The organism is Corynebacterium renale (assembly GCF_002563965.1).
GTDB lineage: Bacteria > Actinomycetota > Actinomycetes > Mycobacteriales > Mycobacteriaceae > Corynebacterium > Corynebacterium renale.
Map to the genome: position 1 here is coordinate 358,827 of NZ_PDJF01000001.1, position 20,428 is coordinate 379,254.

The following is a 20,428-nucleotide window of genomic DNA, read 5'->3' on the forward strand; positions in this document are numbered from 1 at the left end:
TGCCCCCTGTGCCACACTGCCCTCCATGACACACACAATCGCTGTAATTCGCCATACAACCGTCCTGGACAATCACCACATCATCGTCACCGCCATCGATGGCGATCTGGCTGGTGTCGTGGTTTTTGAAAGTGAATTGTCCACCCAGGAACTGCTTATCGACGCCTTCCTGAGCTTCTGGAGCACCGCCCACCAGAACGGGGCCACGGTCTATATCAACGATGCAACCGTGCGCCACGTTTTAGCCACCTCATCCCTGGAGAATTTATGCGTGCGCGACGTAGTCACCGGGGACATGCTGCGGGAAACCGACTACGTTGCGCACTCCGCGCTTGCGGCCGTCCGCGAAGATATGCAGACGGCTACCGCGCACCACGAACCACGGCGGGATTCGTTGGTGGTCGCTACCGATGCTTCGCGTGGTAACCGCCGCAGCACGGGCATAGCGCTGGCGACCGATCACGGCGTAGTCCAAGCACACGTTATTGAGGCTTCATCGAGCCACGAAGGCGAATTCGCAGCTGTTGCGATGGCCGTGCGCCGATACGCCGGCAAGCTTTCTCACCTGGAAATTCTTACTGACTCCCGTGTCGTGGCGCGCGCCCTGTCCGGTGAGGATGACCGCTGCCACGGCCCACGCCGCTTGGAGTGTATGGAACTGGTCCGCCTTGCGCGCGAACACACAACAATCACGGTCCGGTGGGTACGCGGGCATAACGGTCACGTACTCAACGAAGTAGCTAACCGGGCCGCAATTGCTGCGCGCCGGTGCCACGAATTCGGCACCGGGAACCTGGGATACTTCCTCGAAGGCTTGCGTGCAGAACTGCGCGCCTGCCTAGCCGGTGCGGAATACGTGCTCGCAGCCTAAACGGATGTGCCACGATGGTTGCTATGAATTCCCCGCTACAGTTCTTCGAAGTCGATGTCTTTTCCACCGGCCCGTTCACCGGGAACCCGCTGGCTGTCATCGTGGGTGCCGACGCCCTCTCCACCGAGGAGATGCACCGCATCGCCGCGTGGACGAACTTCTCCGAAACCACGTTCCTGCTTAAGCCAACAGACCCCGCCGCCGACTACCGGGTACGCATCTTCACCCCGGTGGAAGAATTCCCCTTCGCCGGCCACCCGACCTTAGGCTCGGCGCGGGCGTGGCTTGCCGCCGGTGGCGTGCCAGCCCGCGACGATATCCTGGTCCAGGAATGCGGAGTGGGCCTTGTCAACGTCTCCCGGCAGGGCGATACCCTCGCCTTCGCCACTCCCCCACTGCAGAAAAGTGGCCCACTGCCAGAGGAAGAAGTCCAGGCGATCGCCTCTGAATTCCAGTTGGAACCCGAGGAGATCATCGACGCCGCCTGGGGCGACAACGGCCCCGGATGGCGGCTAATCCAGGTACGCGACCAAGACACCCTGCGCCGACTACGCGGGCCACGGGACCACAAGGTCGGGTTCGTAGCCCTTACCCCAGACCAACCACATACCTACGAAGTCCGCGCCTTCACCACCACCTTCGAAGACCCCGTCACCGGAAGCCTCAACGGCTCTATGGCCCAATGGTTACGCGAACGGGGCCTCGTCCCCGACACGTACACCGTCGCCCAAGGTCACAACGTAGGCCGCGCCGGAGAAGTGCACATCACCGACGACGGCCACGACATCTGGGTCGGCGGCCAAGCCAACATACAGGTCAGGGGTGAAATCCAGGTTTAGTTCAGCTCACGCAACGTATCCGTGCGGGAACTCCACACCACCGCACGCGCAACGTGTAGGTCGCGAAAATGCCCACTAGTCACCTCATCCAACGCGGCCACATACTCGCCTACCATCGCGCGCGGTAAGCGCAGGCCTACCGTGATGTGCGGAATCCAATCCGTCACATGCGTATCTGGGTTCGCGGCCGCAAGTTCCCTGGCGGCGGCGTGGAGGGCCGGAGGGGCGTCGAGAAGCCAGGACACCGTCTGCTTCGATTTCGTGCCAAAGATTGCCACCCCACTGCGCCGCACCGTTAACGGCAGCAACGGCGGCAGGAGTTCCTGCGCCAACCGCACCACGGATTCGGGCATGACCGTCGCGAACGTCATCGTGATGTGCGGGGTCTGCTGCTGCGGTGGGAAACCGCGTTCGGCCAGCTCAGCGAATACCTCGCGGACATAATCCTCCTGCTCCGGAACGAGGCGCAACAGAATATTGTCCGGAGAGACCACTACAGCGGCCTTTCACCCTTGGTGTAAAACGCCTCCGAGGCGGCGAAGGACGCCTCCCACCACTGCTGATTTTCCCGGTACCAATCGATCGTGGCAGCCAGCCCAGAGGCAAAGTCGTGGCGTGGGCGCCACCCCAGCTCCCGGGTCGACGCCGGGTCGATAGCGTAGCGACGGTCGTGGCCTGGGCGGTCAGTCACGTGCACAAAATCTTCAGCGTCGCGCCCAAACGCCCGGTTAAGATCGCGGACTACGTCAATGTTAGAACGCTCCCCATCAGCACCGATGAGGTACGTGTGGCCGATCTCGCCACGCTCAATGATTGTCCAGACGGCATCGTTGTGGTCATCAACGTGGATCCAGTCGCGCACATTATCGCCCGCCCCGTACAGGCGCGGCGCCTCCCCCGCAAGCAGCAGCAGAATCTGGCGCGGTATGAACTTCTCCGGGTGCTGGAACGGCCCATAGTTGTTAGAACAGTTACTGATTGTGGCGCGCACCCCGAAACTACGCACGTAGGCGCGCACGAAGTGGTCGCTGGAGGCCTTCGAAGCCGAATACGGTGAGGACGGCCGGTACGGGGTCTCCGGGGTGAACCGTTCCGGCGAATCTACAGCGAGGTCGCCGAAGACTTCGTCGGTGGAGATGTGGTGGAAGCGCACGTCGTGGGTCCGGCAGGCGTCGAGAAGCGCAACAGTGCCGTCGACGTTGGTGCGGACGAATGCCAGCGGGTCGGCCAGCGATCGGTCATTGTGGGACTCGGCGGCGAAGTGCACAACCAGGTCCGCAGCCCCGACCAGCTTATCGACGACCTCCCGGTCACACACGTCCCCCGTGACCACAGTGAGCCGGGCCTGCTGGTCGGCGGGTAGCCCCTGCAGGGACGCCGGGTTCGCCGCGTACGTGAACGCGTCCAAGACCGTGACGTGGACGCCCGGGCGGGTGGCCAGGGTGCGGCGGACAAAGTTGGCCCCAATAAAACCAGCGCCCCCTGTGACCAGGACGCGCTGTACTTCGGTGTGCTGCATAGTGCCTAAGACTAGTTCAATCCGGCGTAGGAGTGCAGACCAGAGACCACCATGTTGATGAAGAAGAGGTTAAAAATCATCGTCGCTAACGCGATCACATTGATCCAGGCGGCGCCAACCTTCCAACCGGCAGTCGCGCGGGCGTGCAGGTAGGCAGCGTAGAGAACCCAGGTGATGAAGGAGACGGTTTCCTTCGGGTCCCACCCCCACGGGCGGCCCCACGCGGCCTCCGCCCAAATGGCGCCCAGGATGATGCCCACGCCGAGTGTCGGCAAGGTGATGACGGCCAGCTTGTAGGCAATATTGTCCAATTTCGTCGCGGTAGGAAGCGGACGGGCAACTGACCCGAAGAAGCCATGCTCCTTGCCCTTGGGCTGCCATACACGCAGCAGGAAGAGGAGGGAGAAGACGCCAGACACCAGGCCCACGGCCGCGCCGATGGACACGGTGGAAACGTGGATGGGGAGCCAGTAGGAGCGTAGCGCCGGCACGGTCGGAGCGGATTCCGCGTACAAAACGGTTCCGCCCAAGAACATGAGGATCAAGACGGGAACCAGGACCCACGGCCACATGACGCGCTGGTGGCGACGCTGCAGGACAATCGCCGCAGTAATCATGGTGACCGCGGTAATGCCCATGACATATTCGTACATGTTGCCCAGCGGGAAACGGCCAGCAGACAAACCACGGCCCGCAAACGCAGTGACGTGCAAGATGATGCCCAGCCACGCGAGCGACTGCGTGGCCCCCATCCACTTGTCAGCCTTGGCCTCATCGACCGCGATACTTTCTGCGGTGACCGGGGCCGCGTCATCTTCATCACGCTCCAGGACCGCGACACCACCACCCGCAGACACGGAGACGGATTCTTTCAGCCGTGCGCGGTCGCGGATAACGGTTTGCGCCTTGACGTACGCGTACAAGGAAATAAGCAACGCGACGAGGTACACCAGCACAGCACCCTGGAAGGCGATGTCAGAGATGTTGGCCCAATCTTGATTTACCGGCATCATAAGCGCTTACCTTACCTGTTTTTGCCACGTGCGTGAACCTACCCCTACCCACATCAACCACCTGGCCGACCCCACGTCCTCCCCTGTTGTCGGGGGTGTATGGAAGAATTCAACCATGACTACTCATTTCTGGCAGTCCCTGGGTTGGCTTCCTGACTTCGACGACAACGCCGCGCTCCTCGACACGGTGGATGTACTCGCTTTCGATCGCGTGGAGGACCCGGTGGCGGGTATCGCGCGGTGGGCTATCTACCCGGACCCGAGTGGGGCGAACATGGGCTACTTCATCACTGCCGACGGCACCCCGGCGTCCACGTTTTCACTGCGCTCCCCATATGCGGTCACAGCGATGGCCACCCCATTAGGTGTAGGCATCGTAGAGGCCGAGCTTCTTGACAACGAAGGGGAAACGATCACCAAGATCCTGGTCGGAGTAGACGACCCCATGTACTTCAGCACTGCCGGAATCGCGGAGCTTCGTATCGGGGCGCTAGCCGACGAGGTACGCGTCTTCGACACTGTCGACGAATGGCGCGCCACCCAGAAGCCAGCGGTCCTCGATGATGGGCAGGAGGTCTACATCGGCCCAGGTTTCATCGCGAGCCCGTGGCTGTTTGAACTCGCCGGCAACTCTTCGGCTATCGACGACGCCAACCCCATCGCCGTCCTCAACGGTGAATGCAGCGCAGTAGAACTGCGCACCAATAAACTCACTGGCAAGTCGTGGTACTACGTGGAAATCGACTGCGGTTTCCCACTGTCCGTTGCGCTGCCGGGGAATGTGTCCCCGGCACCGCACGTGGGCAGCGTCATTGACGGTTCTGCGTTTCTCACCGCGAGCACCGGCGCCTGGTACCACTCTATATAAACAGTCCTGAACTGCACTTTGTTAGATTAGACACTGCTAATCTAACACGGTTGCGTCAAAAGTGGAGATGCGTGACAGATTAGCGGAGACGGTATTGGGTGGAGCGCCCTGCTCCTACTTTCTCAATGATGCCGTCGTCGAGAAGCATGTCAATCCCCTTGGTGGCGGTTCCTCGCGACACTCCGCATAACTCCATAATGTCGCTGGTCGCAAGATTACCGACCTGCTGCAGCCACTCCAGTGCGACTTTTCGCATTTCCTCAGTATCCGTCGACCGGTACGGAAGTTGCCCGGCTTCTCCAAGAAGCTCGCGCGCCGCCGCGCCAAATCGCCACACCGAGTTGTACCGTTCGACAAGCGGAATGCCTTCTACCGTGGTCTGCTCGGCAGCCTCCAGCGCATTCCGGGCGGAAACGACACTATCTACCTGGAGGCCCCGCGCAACCGCCATTTCCGTCACGAAGGCGCGTGACAAGAGCAGGTACACAATGATCGCAATGCGATAATCGCGCTGCCGGGGCTCAGGGACAATCCGCGCCATTAAGTCGATGACCGGTAAGACAGGCAGTCCACCGACCAGTTCCGTTTCCACGAAAGGTCCCGCGACCTCGGTGATAGTTGGCGGTCGGTGCCCCAGCGCAATCATTGACTGGTACATGCGATCCACCCCGACGCCTTGTTTATCCACTAGGCCGATGGCTCGGTACAAATCAGCAAGCGCTGGATAGCGCGCGGCGCGATTGCTTAAAACATTGTCGGCGGTAATAGCCGCCGGGAAACCTCCGGGACTACGCACAATGAGTGTGCTGTCGAGATCAACCCAGCGCACGTCGACAGGCTCACTCCGGTTCCAGTCACGGTGGATCATCGCATTAAGCAGAGCTTCACGCACCGCACTGTGAGGGATCTGCGGGATGTGTCGATGTACAAACCCTTTTTCCACAGTGGTGTTTTTGTTTACTACCCCAAGTGCCTGATCGATGCGGTCGAGCTGCTCTAATGCTGATGTTCCAGGGTCCCCTACCACTCGATTTATGATCTGGCCTCCGAACACATCGAACACAGTAAGTTCGATCACCGTAGCGGGAAGTGCGGTAAAAAGTAATGCTCCCGCTTCGGTAAGTGTCTTCTGCGAACCCAGCGCACCGATGCGGATCAAAACCTCTTCGGCGGTCAGCTCCGCTGCATCAGGCAAAGACCGTCTCACTACCTCGATTGCTCCGGCTCGAACCTCGCCGAGGCCGATGTCGGTGGGTTGCGCCATCTCGTCGTAAACGCGCTGTTCACGGCGATATTCCCACCACTGCGAACGATCAACCGCGGTGCATGCATCACCGACTCGCCACCGCAACCGGCCATGAGTATCCTCAACCGGCTCCGCTGCGGGGGCTACATAAATGACAAGAAGACGCTGGCCTTCGACGTGCTTTACGACGATATCCGGTGCCACATCAACGGCTTCATAAATTCTGCGACGCAGCCAATCACGATCCAGCTCCGTACCGATGAGTAGACCCGTTTTATCTTCTACCCCCAGGATGAGCGCCCCACCCTCTGGCGAGTTCGCCATGCACGCGACTTCATCGGCAAGTTTTGTCGCCGCAACAGGATTTTCTGGACGGCCGGGCTCAATCGTCGAGCCGTTGCGCCGGCCAGCCTCCTCCTTGAAATCTACGCGTTGCGTTTCAGTGGTTTTCTGCAAGCGGCCACCCGCAGCAGAAGCGAGGATTTCTTCAACCTCGTCCTGCAGCACGGTTTTGTTCCATTTTCCACCGAACATCGCAGCACTCATGACATGCACCTACCTGCACTTTGTTAGATTAGACCCCTCTAATCTAACACGGTTGCGTCAAAAGTGGAGATGCGTGACAGATTAGCGGAGGTCCGCTACTCCACGACGACAGGATCGTCCTCATCGTCGTCCGGTAGTCCCAAGACCTCGCGGGAGATTTCATCGAATTCGCTACCCCACCCGGCGCGGTCGGTACGCGCCAGGCCGGCAACCTCTACGCGGGTGCCGCCTTCGACGGGTTCGAACCGGAACCAGACGCGGCGGCGTTTAATCATGAGGGATGCCATGAGTGAGGCCAGCATGGTAACCGCGAAGACTAGCATCCACACCTGGAAGGGGTCGCGGGAGATCTGATAGTTGGCGTATTCGGAGGCCCCGTCGAAGGTCAGCACGGTGCCGTCGTCAAGCGTGACTGATTCACCTTGGGTGAGGTTGACGCGCTCGATCTTCTGCAGCTGGCCGGAGTGGACCAACGAGGTGTCCAGCGAGAAGATGGACTGGCCCACACCGGTATCCAAGCCGTTGTCGCCGCGGTAAATATCGATCGCCACCGCCGGGTCACGCATCTCGGGGAAGGCGGACTGCAGGAGTTCGCCGTTCTCGCCGGACCACGCGGCGGTCGGCGCGAAGAGGCCTTGGATAGCTAACTGGTTCTGGCGGCGTTCGTACAGGTCCGGGTACATGCCGGCAGGCGGGTCGAAGCGCATCACGCCCGAGGAGAGGAAGTAGGTCAGATCATCGGGGCGGAACTGGATGGTCTGGGTGCGGATCTCACCGTTGGGCCACTTCACCGTAAAGGTTGGCGCGAAGCCGTGTCCCTGCAGGTAGACGCGGTCCCCGTTGCCCAGGCGCAGCGGGTGGTTGACCTGGAGTTTGTAGTCTTCCCAGGTGTCCTGGTCGCTGAAAATGTCTTCGCCGGTGGCGTAGGAGATGTTCGATGTGAACATTTCGGCCTGCCCATTGGGCAGGTAATCGGCGATGAAGTCGTGAGCTACGAAGCAGAAGGGGGTCAGACCTGTGCCGTCGAAAAGCGGCCCTGCCTGGAAGGAGTCAAAGTTGGACACCGACGTGTTACAGAATTCCGTGGACTGATCCAGCGCGACCGCATTGTTCGAGCCCGATTCGGTGACCACGATGACCTGGCCTTCGTAGTGGACCAAGCGTCCCAGTCCCGCCATGACCAGCACACCCACGATCGACAGGTGGAACACCAGGTTGAAAAATTCGCGCGCGTAACCCTTCTCCGCGGAGATGGAGCGCTTGCCGGCGCGGTCCTCGTCGGCGCTGAATTCGGAGACGTGCCAGCCCTTCAACCGGGTGCGCACCGTGGCCGCGAAGTCTTCTGGTTGCTTCTCGACGACCCCTTCGGTGAAATGCGGCATCCGCTTCAAGATGCGCGGCGCGCGCACCGGCGGGGTTTTCATCGCCTTGTAGTGATCCCACGACCGCGGAATGATGCAGCCGATGAGTGAAATCATGAGCAGCACATAGATGGCGGTAAACCAGGAGGACTCGAAGACGTCGAAAAGCTGCAGCTTATCGTAGATTTCTGCGAGCTTTCCGTTGTTTTCGATGTACTCGATAACGTTGCCTTCGTTCAGGCTACGCTGCGGCAACAACGCTCCCGGGATAGCAGCGACGGCGAGCAGGAACAGCAGCACCAAAGCGGTGCGCATACTGGTCAACCAGTTCCACGCCTTGCGCAGGTATTTTTTGACTACCTTCACGGCTGGGACAACCCTTTCCGCGTTAAATGAGTGTGGCCCCGTACTCCACCGTCCATTGGCGTACCCAGGTGATGAATACGTCCCACAGACCGGTAAGCAACGCCACGCCAACGAGAATCATGCACACCCCGCCAATAATTTGGATGGTGCGCGAGTGCTTGCGCAAGAAGTCTACCCCGCGGACCGCGGCATTCGAACCCCACGCCAAAAGCAGGAACGGCAAGCCCAAGCCCAAGCAGTACCCGATGATCAAGATGATGCCACGTACTGCCGTCATCCCCTGCGTACCTGCAGAAACGGAGATTATCGACGCCAACGTCGGACCCAAGCACGGCGTCCACCCCAGAGCGAAAACGCCCCCGAGCAGCGGTGCCCCAATCCAGCTGGCGACCCTTTTCGGGGCCATGCGGGTGTCACGCTGTAGGCCAGGAATCCACCCCAAGAACACCAAGCCCATGAGGATTGTGATGATCCCGCCGATGCGCATAAGCGTGTCGTGGTTCAGGGTAAGTAGGCTAATCGCGCCGAACACCGTGACGGTAGCCAGGACGAAGACCACGGAAAACCCGAGGATGAACAGCAGCGCTGCACCCACCACGCCGGCGCGCTGTTTCTTCGCCGGCGTCTCGCCTGCATTGCTGTGCCCACCGACAATGCCGGCCAAGTAGCTTAAGTATCCGGGGACCAGGGGCACCACGCACGGTGAGGCGAAGGATACAAGACCTGCCAGTGCCGCGGCGAGAATGCCAAGCAGCAACGGACCGGAGGCGACTGCCTCTGCGAATGCGTTACCCATAGTTAGCTTTCGGCCGCGATGCGGTCGACTTCTTCCTTGAGCTCATCGTGGGTGATGCTGCGCAAGAATACGGTAGCCGGACGGTGCTGTTTATCCAGGATCACCGTGGTCGGTACCACGGAGGATGGGATTCCGCCCAAGGCAGCGGCGGTGCGGAAGGGTGGGTCGTACAGAGATGGGTACGTCACCCCATTGTCGTGGACGAAGTCCCGCGAGATTTCGGGGTTATAGTCACGCACGTTAATACCCAAGACGGTGCCGATACCGTTTTCCTGCATGTATTCGTGCACAATCTGTAGGTCGTCGACCTCCGCGCGGCACGGCGCGCACCACTGGCCCCACGAATTTAAGACCACGACCTCGCCTGCAAAATCGCTGAGCTGAATCTCCTGTTCAGGCTCAGTGAGGGATTCACCGGAGAAGTTCATGATCTGTTTACGCTCCTCGACGGGGTACCGAATATCGGTCTGGCCGCCGGGGGCCACGAATTCGAACTGGCCGCCCACCGCCACCGCATTGTGGCGCGAGTCTTCATCGGAACCGCATGCCACCAGGGTGGTTGCAATTGCTACGACGCAGGCGGCTAAAGCAGTGGCGGGGCGACGCATTTAAATCTCCTGAGCAGGCTCGGCATACATGTGACTTGTCAACGATTCCCCATTAAAAATCAAAGACGTCACCGATGCCAAATTGCACTGGCGCGACATGTGCGCCAGCCCCTTGCCCGCAGCAGAACGCTGAATCATGACGATGGGAAGCTGGTGGCTGACCAGGATGGCCTCGTGGCCTTCCGCTGCGACGCGCGCACGCTCGACTGCGTCCCACATGCGGAGTGCAATATCTTCGTAGGATTCGCCCCACGACGGTTCCATCGGGTTAACCATCAACGGCCACCGGATGGGATTCCACAGTTGGGAACGCAGACCCTTGGTGCGCAGTCCTTCGAAACGGTTGCCGGCCTCCAGCAGGTCGTCGTCAGTCTGAACCTCAAGCCCGGTGACTTCGGCGATCGGGGCTGCGGTTTCCTGTGCACGCTGCAACGGCGAGGCCGCAAGATAGGTGACGTCGTGGCCCGTAAACGCCTTCGCGGTGCGCGCCGCCTGGCTGATGCCGCGTGCCGACAGACCGAAACCGGGGATGCGTCCGTACAGAATCTTCTCTGGGTTAAACACTTCCCCGTGGCGAACGAGGTGAACGATGGTAGTACTCATGGTTCCTTTGTGGTTGCTTTCTTTAAGCCTCAGGTTGTGCCTGAGCTGCCTCGAACGCTGCTGCTGGCAACGCCTTTTCAATCTGTTCGAAATCCTTCTCTGTGAGAGCCGAAGATACAAACCAGGTCTCGAAGACACTTGGTGGCGCAAAGATTCCGTTATCTAGCAGGGAGTGGAAGAACGGTGCGTAGCGGAATGTTTCTGCCGCCTGCATATCCTTGAAGTTGCGGCCTTCGCCTTCCGCAAAGCGGATGGAAAGCATGGATTCCGCGCGCTGGATGTGGTGCACGACGCCCGCCTTGCCCAAGGCTTCAGAAAGCATTGCCGCCAAGCGGTCAGCGTTGCGGTTCACGATTTCGTAGATTTCTGGGGTGGCTGCGTTGAGCGAAGCCTTGCCAGCTGCCACCGCTACCGGATTACCGGACAGCGTGCCCGCCTGGTACACGGGGCCCTGCGGCGCCAGGTACGCCATAATGTCGGCGCGTCCACCGAACGCAGCCGCCGGCAGGCCACCGGAGACGACCTTGCCGAAGGTGGTGAGGTCACCAGCGACGTGATCCACACCCCACCAACCGTTGTAGGAAGTGCGGAAACCTGTCATGACCTCGTCGAGGATGAGCAGGGCGCCGTCGGCATGCGCAATGTCCTTGAGTGCCTGGTTGAAGCCTTCCTCCGGGCGGACGGTGCCCATGTTGCCGGCCGACGCCTCCGCGATGATACAGGCGATCTCACCAGGGTGCTCGGCAAAGGCCTGGCGCACCGCGGCGAGGTCGTTGTACGGGACCACGATGGTGTCCGCAGCCTGCGCACCAGTGACACCCGGGGAATCTGGGAGGGCAAACGTTGCGACGCCCGAACCCGCGGAAGCCAGCAGCGCGTCAACGTGGCCGTGGTAGCAGCCCTCGAACTTGAGGATCTTGGAGCGGCCAGTAAAACCACGGGCCAGGCGCACTGCTGACATGGTTGCCTCGGTACCCGAGTTGACCAGGCGGACCTCATCGACGGAGGTACGCGCCACGATCATTTCCGCCAGCTCCACCTCACCGGTGGTCGGCGCGCCGAAGGATAGGCCGCGGGCAGCAGTCATCTGCACCGCTGCGACGACGTCCGGGTGGGCATGCCCCATGAGCATGGGGCCCCAGGAATTGACCAGGTCAATGTATTCGTTGCCGTCAATATCCTTAATCCGCGAGCCCTCACCGGAAGCGATGAATCGAGGCGTACCGCCGACAGATCCAAAAGCACGAACCGGGGAGTTCACGCCACCAGGGGTGAACTGGTTGGCCTTATCGAACCATTCTTGGGACTTCTTCACGTGCGCAGATGTATTCATAGTGAACCACCCTAGTAGAACTGTCGGACATTACGCCGGCACTACCTAGAACGTGGTGAAAGAGAACTGCACGTTCAGCACGGAAGTCAGGCCGAGCAGGGCCAGGATAGCTGCGAGAACACCTGCGATAATTCCACCGGTCTTCCCGGCGTCGCTTGAGGACCCGTCGGAAGAACCGTCGTTGGAGGACCCGTCCGACTTCTCACAGTCCTGCTTGTAGGGGGCGTAATCCGCGCGGGCTTGGTCCGCGCGCACCTGTGCTGCTGCTACGGCTGACTCCGCTGTGTTCAACGCTTCGGTGGCCTCTGCTTGCTGGCGCTGCGCTGCAGTCAGCTCTTCTTGAGCTTTGCGCTGTCGGGATACTTGCTCGGCCCGAGCCTGCGACAGTTCCTGTTCACGCTGCTGAACCAGCTGCTCTGCCTGGTGCAGGGTCTGGGCCGCGTCGAGTGTGAGAAGTGCGTTGCCCACGCGATGCCAATCTAGGCCAAAGGCTTTTCTCGGAGCTACACAAGCGCTTGCGCCGGCACGCTATAGCGAAGAAAACGGTGGCGACGAACGTAAACAGAACTGAACCTTTCGGACGCAGGCACCCCTCCTTGTCACCACAACATTTGGGCAGTAGCCCAGTAAGTATCCACGTAGACACCAGTCCTGGGATGGTAGTTACCACTGACTCTTGTTACAGCAATAGCACCACGATTTGCCCCTTTTTCTAGCATATTTCGATTATGCCCGGGAGAACTCTTCCATCCGGTGAATATTCCCCCATTCTTCTCAATAGGGGTGAAATTCGAATTAGGACCATAGTCGATGCCAATATTTTCCCAAACATTATCCGGACTATGCTCAAATCCAGGAAGGCTATCAAAATCGATCACATTACCCATTCGAGCTTCATTCGCAGCAATCATCTGCTTGTTCCAACGCAGAGAATTCCGATAGAGGGTTTCATCCCATTTTAGAGGGCGAATTCCGTGATACTGACGATACATATTTTGAATATTGAACAAATTCTCACTGTATTGACGATCAGTAAGTCCCGAGGGCGCTTTTGGAATATTATACCCATCCCCAAAGCGAATGTCCTTGTAGTTATATCCAGAGGCGTCAAAAGGTAGTGGAATTCCCTCAGGACTGTACTTAGCACGAGTTGGAGATACGGTGTGAGAGGGTTGGGTTGTTTTTGCAGGAACCTCAGTCTCGAAAATCTCTGTAGGGGTAGTAGTTGTCACCCTCGGCCGTGGGGTGGTGGTTACATCAGTGGTTTGCTTTGCGCTTCCGGAGTTGCTGTCTCCACTAGAGGGAATAGCAACGGAAGACCCGTTACCCAATCCCAAATCAGAAGAGCTAGTAGCGTCGGAAAGAAGTGCTACGATAGCACCAACAAGAGCGAGTCCACCCGCACCAAGGAGAACGCCAAGCATAGGTTCGAGGCCATTGAACCGCAGACCAACAACCTTAACACCCACTGGCACAGTATCCTCTTCAACGACCTTTTGGACACCAGAACCGGATTCCGAGAAAGATTCAGCGAGGTACCCTCCTCGAGGTACAGCGAGAGAGACTCCTACCAGCCCTATCACAAGAGCACTGGCAATAGTCGAGTTCTTAATTCTCTTGAGCGCATTTGCACTTTTCATGACACAATCCTTGTCAATTTTTTGCATCGAAATATCGCCACATTTCAACTCTTGGACTATGTGACCCCTACCAATATCGCACGATGCAGAGACAGTTCCTTATATAAGATACATTTCCCATCATACAACCAATTAATTTAACCTGCAGGTCGCCGACAGTCCGTCTTCCGCCACTGAACGACATCCAGGCCTCTAAAATCACCAAAATCACTTCGACGAAGTAGCCTCTGGCTACTGCGAGACCTTCGTGCACCGGCAAATTTGCAAAAACTTATGGGTTTTCCCGCACACCCCATAAGAACTTATCTCTGGATTAATTCGCATCGCACGTCCACCTGACATAAAGCCAAAAATAAGGTGATTAATTTCGCGATAGATTACCGTAGCGGGACTTTCAAAAGTGTTTACTGAATCTATCTTAATATTATTAAAACAAATCAACTCTTCTACATGTTTGGCAAGCTAGTTCAAGCGAAGTGCCAAATAAAAGCTTTCGATGACTTTTATATATATCTCCTACTTCGCCATTGCCCAAAAACATCATGTTTTCAATACCTTGCGAGATGCTCGAAAACTGTGTTCACTAGCTAAAACAAAACTCGCAGCACCGGGAAAATCACAAAATGTAGCCGACTCCTAAATCATGCAGATGTATCACATTTTGCGGGCGCCATTTGCCGACGGTATTACTCACCACACTCTAAATCACACGAGAAAGGATATCCTGGGGCGCATGAAGATTGCATTTTTAGGAACTGGACGCATGGGCACCGAGCTTGCCCTGCATTTGTTGGACGAACACGAACTTGTGGTGTGGAACCGCACCAAGGAGAAGACCAAGACTCTCGCAGACAAGGGAGCCGCCGTCGCGGATTCCCCGCAAGAGGCTGTCGACGGCGCGGACGTCGTCATTACTAGCCTTTTCGGCCCGGACACGGTCCGCGAAGTTGTTCTTGACGCGAACCTGATTCCCGAAGGAACCCCATGGCTTGATGCGACCACGATTTCCCCTCAGGACGCCGATTCTTTCGCCGAGAAGGTTCCCACCTACGTGCACACCCCAGTCGTGGGAACGCTCACCCCGGCTCGTAATCAGAAGTTAGGCGTATACGTGGGCACTAAGGACGCGCAGCTGCGCGAGCTGGCTGCAAAGATTGTGCACCCGTGGGGTGCTGCGAACCCGGAGCGGATTAAGCAGGTGGATACGGCGGGTAAGGCGGCCGTCGGGAAGCTACTTGCAAACCTGGCACTGGCGGTGACTGCGCAGGGCTTCCGCGAGGCGCTCAAACTTGGTGAGGCTACCGGCACCTCGGCTGCGGAAGTCGTGGATATGTTGAACTCCACTGGCCTGGAATTCATTAAGAATATGAAGTCGCCGTTCGTCCTCGGCGAGCGTGATACCGAGCCTGGTGACTTCACGGTCAACGCAATTGCTAAGGATGTCCGCCTCATGCTGGACACCGCAGGCGAACTGCCGGCAGCGCACACCGCTTTAGATTCCCTAGAGGCGCAGCAGGACAAGGACCGGGGTGAGCACGACTTTTCCGCCATTCTGGTGTACCGGAATGAAGACTAGTTAACGATGGCACGCTGGGCCCCAGTTACTTTCTGCGTGCGTGGCGTGCCCGAGCCGCACGCTCTGTGCGGTACTGAGCAATAGTCATCGCCTCCCACTTCCCCTGCGGCGACAACGGACCAGTAGCCAACCCGACTTCAAACGTGCCATCAGTATGCAACCACATCGTGGTCCCTGTCTCCGGATCAAGAACATAATGCAACCCACCATGAGTTTTATGATTATGGTCACTCGAACACAGGTCCACCATGTTGTTAGCTGACGTGGGCCCACCTTCGGCATACTCCACCCGGTGATCCTTCTGACACCTATGGGCCGGTGTCATACACCCCGGTAGCCCGCAGGTCCCATCACGGCCTTCTAAGTAGGCCTTAATACCAGCACTCGGGGTATACGAGTTCGACACCACGTCCTTATAGTCAGCCAGATCCCGGGTAGCGGTCACTTTGCCTAGGAGTTCATCACGTAAGGCACCGGTCATCCACCCGATACCCGATACCCACGCGGGAGCATCAGGGATGTCCTGGGTTTGGTAGACGTTTAACGTCAAGTTCACGGTGATGTTGTCAAAGAGCAGCTTATGGAAAGCCTCTTGCCTAGAGCAACTGTAGCGTGCTGCTATTTTCCGGATTGCCTCCTCCAAAATCAGCCCATCAGGTTTGGTCAACTCCGCACGAAGGTTGGCTATACCGTCGCCGTCTTGGTCGTCTTCGCCTGGGAGGTCTAAATCAAAAGGTGGCAGTTCTTCCCGGGTGGGTTCTTCCTTAAGGTGGGGGTTGGTTGCTACCAGGATGGTGGTGAGTTTCTTGCGCAGTGCGGTGTAATCAGGGAACGCTTGCCTGGGCATGGTGGGGGTCAGAAGTTTTTCTAACTGGTGGTCGATCGCGTCGAAGGTATCTGCCTCTGCTGCTTCGAAGACCGATGCCAGCATGCCGATGTGTTCTGTGTCTAGCAGGTGAAGTTGGCGTTGCAAATCAAGCACCCTAGGTAGTCGGTAGAGGATGTCCATGCCGACAATGAGGATGCGTTTGGCACGGCCTTCACTGAAGTTAGTGACTGCTTTGAGACGTTTGAGTACGTCGCGTAAGGGTTCGTGGCCTTTGGGCATGAGGTGTTCTAGGGCCATGAATTCTATGCGTCTGGCGTCTTCGAGGAGGACGGCGGTTTTATCTGTTTGGTCGCTGCGGCAGAAGAATGCTGGCGGGTTAACTCCAGGCCGGCGGCGGATGTGGCGTGGTAAGTCGGTAAGTTGCATTGGTCCCCCATGTTTCTGGCCCACCCCCTGGGGCCATCTGTGGTGTTGTATGGTTATACACCCCACCATACAAGATTAGAACATGCGTGTCAATTTACATTCATGAGAACTGGCAATTAGCCATGCCCGCGCTCATATATTCGAACACCTGCACGGCCCTTGCAAAACACCCGCATCGAAGGAGTAATATTTTCGTCCATGAAACCGGATTTAACGCGAAGTGAACGCCTCGACCGCCTCCCTGTTACTGGGAAGCACAAGAAACTGCTCGTAGGCTCTGGCATCGGGTGGGCTCTCGACGCCATGGACGTGGGCCTCGTTTCCTTCATCATCGCTGCCCTCGCCGTGCACTGGGATCTGGATAAGACCACCACCAGCTGGATTGCGTCAGTTGGGTTCATCGGCATGGCTATCGGCGCAGCACTTGGCGGTTTGCTCGCCGATAAGATTGGCCGCCGCCACGTCTTCGCTATCACGCTGTTGGTGTATGGTCTGGCCACCGGCGCGTCAGCACTGGCCGGGTCTGTCGCGGTGTTGATTATTTTCCGCTTCCTCACCGGCCTGGGATTAGGTGCCGAACTGCCGGTAGCATCTACGCTGGTCAGCGAATTTGCTCCCCGGCATATTCGCGGGCGCATGGTCGTGTGGCTGGAAGCATTCTGGGCCGTCGGCTGGATTCTCGCGGCGGTGATTGGCACGTTCGTCGTCGCAAAAAGCGAAAATGGGTGGCGCTGGGGCCTTGCCCTCGGCGCCGTGCCCGCCGTGTATGCGCTGTATGTGCGCATGAAGATGCCGGAATCCGTGCGTTTCCTGGAATCCCGCGGTCGCGACGATGAGGCCGAGGAAGTGGTCCGCAGTTTCGAAGCAGACGTTCCCCCTTCCGCGCTTATCGACGCCCCTCCGGCCAGCAACGCACCCCACGAAAACGCCACCGATTCCAGCATCTGGGGGCCTGGCCTGCGCCGGCGCACCGCAGCGTTTTGGATCGTCTGGTTCTGCGTGTCGCTGGCTTACTATGGGGCGTTTACCTGGATACCGTCTCTCCTGGTGGATCAAGGTTTTAGCCTGGTGCGTTCGTTTAGCTTCACGCTCATTATCACCCTGGCGCAGCTTCCCGGATACGCGCTAGCAGGCTGGCTCATCGAAGTATGGGGGCGGCGCACCACATTGGCCGTCTTCTTGGTGGGGTCAGCCGTATCCGCCGGACTGTACGGGTTGGCGGCTGCTCCGTGGCAGATTATTGCCGCCGGCTGCCTACTGTCCCTGTTTAACTTGGGTGCGTGGGGTGCTTTGTATGCGATTGGGCCAGAGCTCTACCCCACCGCTATCCGCGCTACCGGCACTGGTGCGGCCGCAGCCTTTGGGCGCGTGGGATCAATCCTGGCGCCCCTTATTGTTCCGCCCGTTCTCGTATTCGGCGGACAAGCTGGCGTGTTCGGCCTGTTTGCGTGTGCTTTCGCTCTGGCGGCCGCGGCAGCATTCACGCTGCCGGAGCAACGCGGCAAGGTCTTGAGTTAGAACCTAGGCAAGGATCCGTGCCGCTGCCGCACGTGCGTCCGCGATAATCGCAGGCACGCCGACACCGCCGGCCCATGCGCCAGTGACTTCGATACCCGGGGTCAGGCCAGCCTTCGCGGCTGCAACCGCTGCGAGGTGGTTCTCGTCGTAACGCGGGATACCGCCGAACCAGCGCTGCACGTAAATCTCTTTCAAACCTGCGGCGCGGCCGTCGAAGCCCGTGATCTTCTGCAGGTCGTCCAAAGCCCAATCGACCAAATCATCTTCGTCGGCGCGAACCACCGCATCATCGCCGAAGCGGCCAAAGCTGGCGCGGACTGTCGCACCGCCGAACTCTGCGATATGAGGCCACTTCCGGGACGAGAACGTGAACGCCTTGGCGTGGACGCCCGGCTCGTCGGAGGCGATAAGGACACCCGAGTTCTGTGGCAAACCCTCGTCGGACTCAAAATGCATGGCCACCACGACGGAGCTAGCCAACTTCACCGGTTGCAGGGCAGCAGACGTTTCCGGTGCGACGTCGCGAAGCAACATTGCCACGGTGGGCGCGGGGGTGGCCAGCAGCACACGGTCGAAGCGGCCATCGGCACCCTTGAGTGTGAAGCTTTCGCCCTCGCGGCTGATGCCAGCGATGAAGGCGTCGACGTAGACGGTAGATTTTTCCGCCAGGGTCTCATAAACCTGCTGGTAACCGCGCTTGAACGCGCCGAAAACAGGCGCGGGCTTCGCCCCCGGGGCGGGAGCAGGACGCGAGTCCAGGATCTTCTGCACCGCGCCGGAAAGCGTCGGGCGTTCCATCTCATCCAGGGTTGCGGCAAGCTGCGGGATCGTGGCGCGCACGCCTAAGTCGTCGGCGGTGCACGAGTAGACGCCACCAAGCAGGGCAGATACGGCGTGGTCCACGACCTCGTCGCCGTAACGCTGGCGCACGAGCGCACCCACGTTGAGGTCGCCGCCGACTGGCCAATCGATCGGATCGGCATCCTTCTCCGCGTCGATGCGTGCCGCAGTCTCCGCAGAAACCAGGTGCGCTACCGGCTCGGACGTGGCGGGAATACCCATGACTGTGGCTCCCGGCAAATTCTCCAAGGCTCCGCCGGTGTACACCAGGGAACGCAGCCCGGAGGGGGACACAATCTGGTCCCCCAGACCGAGCTCCTCAAAGAATTCGCGGGCTGCCCCGCGGCGGGCCAAGAAAGCTTCGGCGCCGACGTCGACAAGCCCAGCCTCAAAGGGCACAGTCCGCAGTTTCCCGCCTGGGCGGTCTGCCGCTTCGAAGACCTCCACCTGGGCATCCTTGTCCAGTTTCTGGATCTCGTAGGCGGCGGTAAGACCTGCTAGGCCTGCTCCGATAACGGCAATACGCATAAGTAGTAAAACTCCTTAGTAGTCTTCGTGGATGATCGCGATCGCTTCAGTGATCGCCTCAGCTGGGGTATCCGGCAGGACGCCGTGCCCCAGGTTGAAAATATGGCCGGTGGCGTGGCCAGCGTCGATGGCGCGCGCAACCTCGTCCTTGATGCGGTGTACCTCGCGGCGAACCACGTCGGGGCCGGCGAACAGCATCGCCGGGTCAAGGTTGCCCTGCAGCACCTTCGCGCCGGAGGCCTCGTGGATGCGGGCGGCCGCGCGGTCCATGGGCACGCGCCAGTCCACACCCATGACCTCAGATCCGGCCTGCGACATGTCCGCAAGCAGTTCGCCGGTGGTCACGCCGAAATGGATGCGAGGGATGTTCGCGTCGGCGATCTCTTCGAAAATCTGGCGCGAGTACGGCAGGACGTATTCCCGGTAATCGTGCTCGGAGAGGAAGCCCGCCCACGAGTCGAACAGCTGCATCGCATCGATACCGGCATCAATTTGGGTGCGCAGGAAGCTCACGATTGTGGGCACGAGGCGTTCCATGAGCAGGTGCCACGTCTCCGGGTCGGTGTGCATGAGCGCCTTGGTGTGCTGGTGCGTCTTCGACGGGCCGCCTTCGACCAGGTAGCTGGCCAGGGTGAAGGGGGCGCCAGCGAAACCGATGAGCACCTGGTCGTTGCGCAGCTCTTCGAGGATCTGGCTAATACCCACCTGGATTTCCGCGACGGGGGCTTCGAGGATGGGAAGGTTCTTGACGTCGTCGCGGGTGCGTACGGCGTGGTCCATGACGGGCCCGCGGCCGGGGACGATTTCCACGCCGATGCCCGCGGCGCGCAGTGGCACCACGATGTCGGAGAATAAGATCGCGGCGTCGGTGTCATGGCGGCGGACGGGCTGCAGAGTGATTTCGGCGAGCAGTTCCGGCATGAAGCACGAATCGAGCATCGTAATTCCCTCCCTGACCTTGCGGTATTCGGGGAGGGAGCGTCCGGCCTGGCGCATGAACCAGACGGGTGTACGTGCCGGAGTGCGCCCGGCGACGGCGTCAAGAAACGGTGCAGCTTCGAGCTGACGTCGGGAAGTAGTCATGGCCACCATTGTGCCCCAA

Annotated in this window: 19 protein-coding genes; 5 read left to right on the forward strand and 14 right to left on the reverse strand. The window is 59.3% G+C overall.

Annotated elements, in window-relative coordinates:
• Nucleotides 1–25: 25 nt before the first annotated feature.
• Both ATK06_RS01775 and ATK06_RS01780 read left to right on the forward strand, forming a co-directional pair.
• Nucleotides 26–871 (forward strand): ribonuclease HI, encoded by an 846-nt coding sequence (locus tag ATK06_RS01775; RefSeq protein ID WP_048380014.1) that lies wholly within the window; start codon nucleotides 26–28, stop codon nucleotides 869–871.
• A 23-nt stretch (nucleotides 872–894) separates the two neighbouring features.
• Nucleotides 895–1,710, forward strand: a complete 816-nt coding sequence (locus ATK06_RS01780) for a PhzF family phenazine biosynthesis protein (protein ID WP_048380214.1) — start codon at nucleotides 895–897, stop codon at nucleotides 1,708–1,710.
• On the opposite strand, the gene ATK06_RS01785 is transcribed toward ATK06_RS01780, so the two are convergent.
• From ATK06_RS01785 to ccsB, 3 genes are read right to left on the reverse strand one after another with little or no spacing between them, the layout of a single operon-like run.
• Entirely contained in the window at nucleotides 1,707–2,204 is a 498-nt protein-coding gene (locus ATK06_RS01785) for a 2'-5' RNA ligase family protein (protein ID WP_098388737.1), read from the reverse strand. The genes ATK06_RS01780 and ATK06_RS01785 overlap by 4 nt on opposite strands.
• Nucleotides 2,204–3,229 carry a dTDP-glucose 4,6-dehydratase gene (gene rfbB / locus ATK06_RS01790; protein ID WP_048380018.1) on the reverse strand — a complete coding sequence of 342 codons (1,026 nt, stop codon included), beginning with the start codon at nucleotides 3,227–3,229 and terminating at the stop codon, nucleotides 2,204–2,206. The genes ATK06_RS01785 and rfbB overlap by 1 nt, the downstream gene beginning before the upstream one ends.
• Before the next feature lie 11 nt (nucleotides 3,230–3,240).
• The gene (ccsB, locus tag ATK06_RS01795) at nucleotides 3,241–4,239 is read right to left on the reverse strand and encodes a c-type cytochrome biogenesis protein CcsB (RefSeq protein ID WP_048380216.1); all 999 of its coding nucleotides are present in this window, start codon (nucleotides 4,237–4,239) and stop codon (nucleotides 3,241–3,243) included.
• 118 nt (nucleotides 4,240–4,357) lie between these two features.
• Between ccsB and ATK06_RS01800 the strand changes: the two genes are divergently transcribed.
• Entirely contained in the window at nucleotides 4,358–5,110 is a 753-nt protein-coding gene (locus ATK06_RS01800; RefSeq protein WP_098388738.1) for a hypothetical protein, read from the forward strand.
• A gap of 79 nt (nucleotides 5,111–5,189) precedes the next feature.
• On the opposite strand, the gene ATK06_RS01805 is transcribed toward ATK06_RS01800, so the two are convergent.
• From ATK06_RS01805 to ATK06_RS01840, 8 genes are all read right to left on the reverse strand, one after another.
• Entirely contained in the window at nucleotides 5,190–6,902 is a 1,713-nt protein-coding gene (locus ATK06_RS01805) for a DUF5635 domain-containing protein (protein WP_048380022.1), read from the reverse strand.
• Nucleotides 6,903–6,997: 95 nt separating this feature from the next.
• The gene (locus tag ATK06_RS01810; protein ID WP_098389366.1) at nucleotides 6,998–8,578 is read right to left on the reverse strand and encodes a cytochrome c biogenesis protein ResB; all 1,581 of its coding nucleotides are present in this window, start codon (nucleotides 8,576–8,578) and stop codon (nucleotides 6,998–7,000) included.
• A 73-nt stretch (nucleotides 8,579–8,651) separates the two neighbouring features.
• Nucleotides 8,652–9,425 (reverse strand): cytochrome c biogenesis CcdA family protein, encoded by a 774-nt coding sequence (locus ATK06_RS01815; protein WP_048380023.1) that lies wholly within the window; start codon nucleotides 9,423–9,425, stop codon nucleotides 8,652–8,654.
• Between the two features lie 2 nt (nucleotides 9,426–9,427).
• Entirely contained in the window at nucleotides 9,428–10,033 is a 606-nt protein-coding gene (locus tag ATK06_RS01820; protein WP_048380025.1) for a TlpA family protein disulfide reductase, read from the reverse strand.
• On the reverse strand, nucleotides 10,034–10,636 hold the full coding sequence (locus ATK06_RS01825) for a histidine phosphatase family protein (RefSeq protein ID WP_098388739.1): 603 nt from the start codon (nucleotides 10,634–10,636) through the stop codon (nucleotides 10,034–10,036).
• A 22-nt stretch (nucleotides 10,637–10,658) separates the two neighbouring features.
• Nucleotides 10,659–11,969, reverse strand: a complete 1,311-nt coding sequence (gene hemL / locus ATK06_RS01830; RefSeq protein ID WP_098388740.1) for a glutamate-1-semialdehyde 2,1-aminomutase — start codon at nucleotides 11,967–11,969, stop codon at nucleotides 10,659–10,661.
• Between the two features lie 45 nt (nucleotides 11,970–12,014).
• Complete coding sequence (locus ATK06_RS01835) at nucleotides 12,015–12,437, reverse strand: hypothetical protein (protein WP_048380029.1); 423 nt, start codon at nucleotides 12,435–12,437, stop codon at nucleotides 12,015–12,017.
• A gap of 131 nt (nucleotides 12,438–12,568) precedes the next feature.
• Nucleotides 12,569–13,609, reverse strand: a complete 1,041-nt coding sequence (locus ATK06_RS01840) for a CAP domain-containing protein (protein WP_169916231.1) — start codon at nucleotides 13,607–13,609, stop codon at nucleotides 12,569–12,571.
• Nucleotides 13,610–14,342: 733 nt separating this feature from the next.
• On the opposite strand from ATK06_RS01840, the gene ATK06_RS01845 reads away from it, so the two are divergent.
• Complete coding sequence (locus tag ATK06_RS01845) at nucleotides 14,343–15,185, forward strand: NAD(P)-dependent oxidoreductase (protein ID WP_048380031.1); 843 nt, start codon at nucleotides 14,343–14,345, stop codon at nucleotides 15,183–15,185.
• Between the two features lie 25 nt (nucleotides 15,186–15,210).
• Here ATK06_RS01845 and ATK06_RS01850 read toward each other — a convergent pair whose 3' ends face one another.
• A complete protein-coding gene (locus ATK06_RS01850) occupies nucleotides 15,211–16,440 on the reverse strand; it encodes an HNH endonuclease signature motif containing protein (RefSeq protein WP_098388742.1) in 1,230 nt (409 codons plus the stop codon).
• Between the two features lie 198 nt (nucleotides 16,441–16,638).
• On the opposite strand from ATK06_RS01850, the gene ATK06_RS01855 reads away from it, so the two are divergent.
• On the forward strand, nucleotides 16,639–17,958 hold the full coding sequence (locus ATK06_RS01855) for an MFS transporter (protein ID WP_098388743.1): 1,320 nt from the start codon (nucleotides 16,639–16,641) through the stop codon (nucleotides 17,956–17,958).
• Between the two features lie 3 nt (nucleotides 17,959–17,961).
• Here the strand turns inward: ATK06_RS01855 and ATK06_RS01860 are convergent, their stop codons facing one another.
• Nucleotides 17,962–19,326 (reverse strand): protoporphyrinogen oxidase, encoded by a 1,365-nt coding sequence (locus ATK06_RS01860; protein WP_048379006.1) that lies wholly within the window; start codon nucleotides 19,324–19,326, stop codon nucleotides 17,962–17,964.
• Nucleotides 19,327–19,341: 15 nt separating this feature from the next.
• Nucleotides 19,342–20,418, reverse strand: a complete 1,077-nt coding sequence (gene hemE / locus ATK06_RS01865; RefSeq protein ID WP_098388744.1) for a uroporphyrinogen decarboxylase — start codon at nucleotides 20,416–20,418, stop codon at nucleotides 19,342–19,344.
• Between the last annotated feature and the right edge of the window lie 10 nt (nucleotides 20,419–20,428).

Excerpts from the sequence above, each read along its gene's own strand:
- ATK06_RS01775 (WP_048380014.1), top strand. The coding sequence starts at position 26 with ATGACACACACAATCGCTGTAATTCGCCATACAACCGTCCTGGACAAT.
- ATK06_RS01780 (WP_048380214.1), top strand. The coding sequence starts at position 895 with ATGAATTCCCCGCTACAGTTCTTCGAAGTCGATGTCTTTTCCACCGGC.
- rfbB (WP_048380018.1), bottom strand. The coding sequence starts at position 3,229 with ATGCAGCACACCGAAGTACAGCGCGTCCTGGTCACAGGGGGCGCTGGT.
- ccsB (WP_048380216.1), bottom strand. The coding sequence starts at position 4,239 with ATGCCGGTAAATCAAGATTGGGCCAACATCTCTGACATCGCCTTCCAG.
- ATK06_RS01800 (WP_098388738.1), top strand. The coding sequence starts at position 4,358 with ATGACTACTCATTTCTGGCAGTCCCTGGGTTGGCTTCCTGACTTCGAC.
- ATK06_RS01805 (WP_048380022.1), bottom strand. The coding sequence starts at position 6,902 with ATGAGTGCTGCGATGTTCGGTGGAAAATGGAACAAAACCGTGCTGCAG.
- ATK06_RS01810 (WP_098389366.1), bottom strand. The coding sequence starts at position 8,578 with ATGCGCACCGCTTTGGTGCTGCTGTTCCTGCTCGCCGTCGCTGCTATC.
- ATK06_RS01815 (WP_048380023.1), bottom strand. The coding sequence starts at position 9,425 with ATGGGTAACGCATTCGCAGAGGCAGTCGCCTCCGGTCCGTTGCTGCTT.
- ATK06_RS01820 (WP_048380025.1), bottom strand. The coding sequence starts at position 10,033 with ATGCGTCGCCCCGCCACTGCTTTAGCCGCCTGCGTCGTAGCAATTGCA.
- ATK06_RS01825 (WP_098388739.1), bottom strand. The coding sequence starts at position 10,636 with ATGAGTACTACCATCGTTCACCTCGTTCGCCACGGGGAAGTGTTTAAC.
- hemL (WP_098388740.1), bottom strand. The coding sequence starts at position 11,969 with ATGAATACATCTGCGCACGTGAAGAAGTCCCAAGAATGGTTCGATAAG.
- ATK06_RS01840 (WP_169916231.1), bottom strand. The coding sequence starts at position 13,609 with ATGAAAAGTGCAAATGCGCTCAAGAGAATTAAGAACTCGACTATTGCC.
- ATK06_RS01845 (WP_048380031.1), top strand. The coding sequence starts at position 14,343 with ATGAAGATTGCATTTTTAGGAACTGGACGCATGGGCACCGAGCTTGCC.
- ATK06_RS01850 (WP_098388742.1), bottom strand. The coding sequence starts at position 16,440 with ATGCAACTTACCGACTTACCACGCCACATCCGCCGCCGGCCTGGAGTT.
- ATK06_RS01855 (WP_098388743.1), top strand. The coding sequence starts at position 16,639 with ATGAAACCGGATTTAACGCGAAGTGAACGCCTCGACCGCCTCCCTGTT.
- ATK06_RS01860 (WP_048379006.1), bottom strand. The coding sequence starts at position 19,326 with ATGCGTATTGCCGTTATCGGAGCAGGCCTAGCAGGTCTTACCGCCGCC.
- hemE (WP_098388744.1), bottom strand. The coding sequence starts at position 20,418 with ATGGTGGCCATGACTACTTCCCGACGTCAGCTCGAAGCTGCACCGTTT.